The organism is Verrucomicrobiota bacterium (assembly GCA_016871535.1).
Lineage (GTDB): Bacteria > Verrucomicrobiota > Verrucomicrobiia > Limisphaerales > SIBE01 > VHCZ01.
Genome location: VHCZ01000352.1, coordinates 1 through 5,321 on the forward strand (window position 1 = coordinate 1; position 5,321 = coordinate 5,321).

5 protein-coding genes are annotated in these 5,321 nt (G+C 61.9%); 3 read left to right on the plus strand and 2 right to left on the minus strand.

Annotated elements, in window-relative coordinates; genetic code table 11:
- Together FJ398_25780 and FJ398_25785 are read right to left on the minus strand one after the other, a co-directional pair.
- On the minus strand, positions 1-335 hold a 335-nt coding region (locus FJ398_25780), incomplete at its 3' end, for a hypothetical protein (GenBank protein MBM3841301.1).
- Positions 336-394: 59 nt separating this feature from the next.
- Positions 395-823: a hypothetical protein gene (locus FJ398_25785; GenBank protein MBM3841302.1), complete on the minus strand. Its 429-nt coding sequence runs from the start codon at positions 821-823 to the stop codon at positions 395-397.
- A gap of 285 nt (positions 824-1,108) precedes the next feature.
- Here FJ398_25785 and FJ398_25790 point away from each other — a divergent pair, with 285 nt between their 5' ends.
- The 3 genes from FJ398_25790 to FJ398_25800 form a co-directional block, all read left to right on the plus strand.
- A complete protein-coding gene (locus FJ398_25790) occupies positions 1,109-1,600 on the plus strand; it encodes a hypothetical protein (GenBank protein MBM3841303.1) in 492 nt (163 codons plus the stop codon).
- 7 nt (positions 1,601-1,607) lie between these two features.
- The gene (locus FJ398_25795; protein MBM3841304.1) at positions 1,608-2,666 is read left to right on the plus strand and encodes a response regulator; all 1,059 of its coding nucleotides are present in this window, start codon (positions 1,608-1,610) and stop codon (positions 2,664-2,666) included.
- Between the two features lie 286 nt (positions 2,667-2,952).
- A partial coding sequence (locus FJ398_25800; protein MBM3841305.1) for a hypothetical protein occupies positions 2,953-5,321 on the plus strand: 2,369 nt, incomplete at its 3' end.

The window sequence follows — 5,321 nt, forward strand, 5'->3', positions numbered from 1 at the left end:
TGGCTTCGTTGCTCCTCAGTCGAAGATCCAGGGAGGATATTCTCCTTCGTCGCGCCTCGCCATCCGGCCTTTGGCGCGAAAACAGGACCCCGCGGAATTTTCGGACACGCTCTAAGACCGTGCGGACCACAGTCTTCAGACTGCTTCCGGCCCCGCTTTGGAGTTTGGCGTTGAAGCGGCCTAAAGGCCACGGTCCGAAGAGACGGTTCACGGGAAGCGCCCTTGGTCTCAGAACCATGCACATGGCCCATGAACCATAAACCCTCCGGACCACAGTCTTCAGACTGCTTCCGGCCCCGCTTTGGAGTTTGGCGTTGAAGCGGCCTAAAGGCCACGGTCCGAGGAGACGGTTCATGGGAAGGAATAGGGGGTTGAATTTTAGCATAAGTCAGAGTCAATTCGGTCGATTGTCACTTCTCAGGAATCTCACACGCATAGGGTCCGCGGCATCCACGCACAATCCAGAAGGGCCGTTGAACCGCGCATTGCTCCCGACGCCATCCTGGCTTCCCAGATGGCCGGAATTCCCGGCTGCAACGCTGAAATTATAGATCGCCGCAGAAGTAGCCGGATTATCGATCGGCGTTTGAGCAACTCCCGGGACTCGCTCAATGATCGCGGAGGAAGTGTCGGCGTCGGCGGCCTTCAAGTCGTTCCATTTTCCTAGGTCATCAAAGTTGATCACCGCGAAGTCCTCGTCGCCGCTGTTGTTCGGTTCGCCATTCAGCCAGTTGATGTACGTCACCGGTTCGCCGCTGATCCAGAGCCAGGCGCCTTCCTTGGCTTCGTCGTTGAAGCCGATCCAGCGGCGGACAAATGTCATGACATTTGTCCCGAAGCGGCTCGACTTGGCCGCGCGCCGCGCTTAGCTTGCGAAGCGATGAAGCGAGTGGAAAGACCGAACCGGCGTAACAAGATGGCGCGACGAAACCGCCACCGCTGTGGGAGGGTGAGGCTGCCGCCGAACCCTGGCCTTTCGATGCGACGAGATGTCAGGGTTCGACCGGAGTCTCACCCTCCCTCAGAATTTACGCTTCGCGGGTGATCGCTGACACGGGGCAAGTTTCATTCAGATGGTGCCGGACCAAGACAGCACAGGATCGGGAGGATGGCGAACGCCGTCAGCTTTGGCGCCTTGGGCCGTGCTGGCGCTGGGACTTGCGACCACCGCGTGGTTGACTGCGTCGGCTTATCACGAAATGGCGGCACGGGACGCGGAACGTTTTCAGCACGAAGTGGAGCAACTGGTCACCAAGCTGGAAACACGCCTGCGCACGTACGGCCAGGCGCTGATGGGCATGCGCGACTGGTTCACCGGCCACGCGCAGATGAACGAGGAGAATTGGTCCCGATACACCTATACGTTTCACGCCCCGGCCCATTATCCAGGCATCTGAGTATCGAGGACGACGGCACGGGTTTCGACCCCGCGAACCCGGGTGGAGAAGGTTACGGCCTGCGCAACATGCGCGCGCGAGCCGCAGAAAGCGGCGGCGAACTTTCGGTGGATTCACAGCCGGGCCGCGGGACACGGGTGTGCGCCCGAATTCCCGCGGGGTCGGCGAGTCCGTCTCCGACGCCACCGACAAGTCAGTCATGAAACTTTGATGAGTGAGCCGATTCAAGTTTTTCTGCTCGATGACCACCGCGTGGTCCGCGCCGGGTTGCGCAGCATCCTGGCGGAATATGCGTCCATCGAAGTCGTGGGAGAGTGCGGGACCCCGCATGAAGCGCTCCAGGAGATCCAAAAACTCCAGCCGCACGTCGTGCTGCTTGACATCCGGTTGGGCCAGGACGACGGCTGCGAGTTTTGCGGCAAGCTGAAGAAACTCCCCGTGCCACCCCGCGTGCTCATGCTCACTTCCTACGCGGACGAGGAAGTGTTTCTCCGAGCATTGAGCAGCGGAGCGGACGGCTACATCCTCAAGGACACGCGCGAGGCTGCCCTGGCGGCTGCGATCACCGCCGTCTTCGAGGGAGGAACGGTCTGGGGACGTTTCGCCGCGCAACTGCTCAAGCGGATGTCTGGCGCCCTCGAATTTCCCGCCTTGTGCGAAGTCTGCATTCTGGCCGGCGGTTTGAGTTCCCGGATGGGACGGGACAAAACCAGACTGCGGCTGGGAGGCAAACCTCTGCTCGCTCATGCCAGAGCCGCGGCCGCGGCCCTGCACTCTCCGATTCGCGTTATCCGGCGCGATTTGGTGGCGCGCTGCGGTCCGATCGGCGGCGTGTACACCGCCCTGAAGACGACACGCGCCCGGCATGTCCTGTTCCTCTCGTGTGACATGCCCTTCGTGCCTTCGCGGTTGCTGCGGCGATTGATTCTGTCGCCTCGGTCCAAAGTTCGGGCCGCTTTCACCCGGCACGAGCGATCCCTGGGTTTTCCTTTTCTGTTAAGTGTCGAAATGTTGCCCACGGTGGAGAAGCTCTTGCGCCTCGGCCGGTTCGCCTTGCAGGACCTCGCTGCGGAGTTGAAAGCAAAGGCGATTCAACCTGCACGCCGAGAAGCTGCATTGCTGCTCAACGTGAATACACCCGAGGACTGGCTCAGGTGCCGTGAGCTTTGGACGCGGACAAGGAGCGCCGAAAACGCAGGGCAAGCTTCCAGCCTGGCAGTTCGGACGGCATCCTGCCGCTCGAACAACGAGGCAAGGATGCCCCGTTAACCGGGAGACAAGATGTCTGCCCTACGTCCTGGTTTCTCGCCTCCCCTTACTGCTTGGTCCGCGGGATGGACGACAAAGCTCGTAGCGCAGAGTTGCACTCTGCCGTATCGCAGAATTGTATTCTGCGGGGCGTCTCCCAGTCCGAGCCCGCTGGGACTTGCCGGCGCCCTGCCGATTGGAAATCGGCGATACAGCAGATTGAAAATCTGCGCTGCGGTTCTCCGGTCGATCTGTCGTCAATCCCACGGTCTGCACAGTATGGCACAGAATCTGCCATCAATTCCGGATGTTGAGAACTACATGGCGCATCCTTTTCCTGGTCTGCCTCGGCTTTGCTAACAGAGTTGTCCTGGCTGAGGGAGAGACGAATGCCGTTCGGCGAGCCGAATTCCTCAGCGCGGGCGGCGCTTCGTATTTAATCCCTTTGAATGACAACACGAAACCCACGATTCGCGTCGCCACTGGAGCCGGCGGGCCGGAGTGGACCCAGGCACAACTCGAGGGTGCCACCAATCGTGTCGAGATCGGCAGCCGCGTCGTGCTGAAACTGGACCCAGGCCAAAGCCTCGATCCCTTTCTTGCCGACACCGGCCTTTCTTTGGCCAGGACGGTCAGTTCCAATCTCTTCATCTTGCAGGCTGCCGACAGCCGGTCCGCGATTGAAGCCGCTGAAATCCTGGCGAAACAGCCCGGCGTCGCCGCGAGTTATCCCGTCATGCGCCGTCCCTGGGGGCGCCGCGACCTCTACGCGAGAGCCCCCTCCGACACGCTTTTCGACCAGCAATGGCACTTGGAGAATCGAACCAGCGGTTACCGTCTGGCGGGTCCGGATCTGAATGTTCGCGCGGCCTGGCCGTTCACGCGCGGCGAAGGGGTCGTGGTGGCGGTGGCGGACGACGGTTTTCAACTGGATCACCCTGAACTGGTCAACCGCGCTCGCGGGGCTCCGCATTACAACTTTTACCGAAACATCTCCAACGGCGGGCCCGCGTCGTCGAGCGCCGCCCACGCCACGGCCGTCGCCGGCTTGATCGCTGCCGAATCCGACAATCTTCGCGGCGTGGCCGGAGTCGCGCCGCGGTCGCAACTGGCAAGCTGGGTCATTTTCGGCACGTCCTTTTTCGGCGGCGACGCCATCGCGTCGGATGAGGAATTGATGGACATGTTCCAATACGCTTTGGACCGAGTCGCGGTGCAAAATCACAGTTGGGGCAGCACGAGCAAGGTCCAGTTGGGGTTGGATGCGCTCTCCGATGCCGGCGTGAGCAGCGCGATCATGAAAGGGCGCAACGGCAAGGGCGCCGTGTTGGTCCGCGCCGGCGGAAACGAACGAGAAGATTTGACCAATGCCAACGATGACGGTTTCGCGAGCGACCCTCGCGTCATCGCCGTCGCCGCCGGGCGCAAGGACGGACGCGCCTGCACCTACAGCAGCCCCGGAGCTTGTGTGCTCGTGGCTGCGCCCAGCGGGGACGTGGCTGATACGGATGGCGATGGCGTGCCGGATGATGAAGACCCGAACGCGCCGGACGTGTTGACCACCGACCGCACCGGCGCTGCCGGCCAGAACGCATCGACGGTGACGGGTGATTACGCCGGTTTCAACGGCACGTCGGCGAGTTCTCCGCAAGTCGCAGGCGTGGCGGCGTTGATCCTCGGCGCTAACCGGAACCTCACTTATCGCGACGTGCAACAAATCCTGATTCACAGTTCGCGGCACTTCGATTTGGCCGATCCGGACGTGCGGTTGAACGGCGCCGGTTTTCGCGTGAGCCATAACGTGGGCTTTGGCGTGCCGGACGCTGGTTTTGCCGTGCGCCTCGCCAGGGCTTGGCCGAATCGACCGCCTGCCGAGTCGGTCACCGTGACGAACAATGAGCGGCAGGATATTCCTGACGATGCGCTCCGGCTCGCTTGCGCGGCGCCAGGCATCCCAGGCGTCCTCACTTCCGTCCGTTGTTTGCCCACGTTGGGCGTGCATCCGGACGATCCGACCGCCACGCTGCCAATCGTATTCGTGGGTCTGGCGAATGAAGAACTGTCCCAGGACTTGCACGGCAAAGCCGCCTTGATCCAACGCGGAGGCAGTTACTTCGCGGACAAGATTGCGCGAGCGGCGCGCGCCGGAGCGGCGTTTGCGATTATCTTTAACAACACCGGCACGACCGAAATCCAGCCGATGGGCGGCACCACGTTCGTGCCCATTCCCGCGGTGAGCATTGGCCGGAATGATGGCCAGGCGTTGCGCGACTTTATCGCCGCCCATCCGGACACAACCGCAAAGCTGCAAGTCACGCCGGCGACTTATCGATTCAACGTTTCGGACACGCTGATTTCCGAGCATGTCAGTGTGAGGCTGAAGACCACGCATCCCCGACGCTCCGATCTGCGCGTGACGCTGGTTTCGCCCATGGGGACCCGCTCCGTGCTCCAGGCTATCAACGGCGACAATTCGGCCGGGCCGAGAGATTGGACTTATTGGAGCGTGCAGCACTTTTACGAGAGCAGCGCCGGGGAATGGCGCTTGGACGTCAGCGACGAGCGGAACACCACTATTCGGGTTTCTTCCTCCACCACCGCGCCCGCCGTGGGGGCGGTCACGTTTGCTCAATTGATCGTGCGCGGTGTGCCGATCACGGATCGCGATGGCGACGG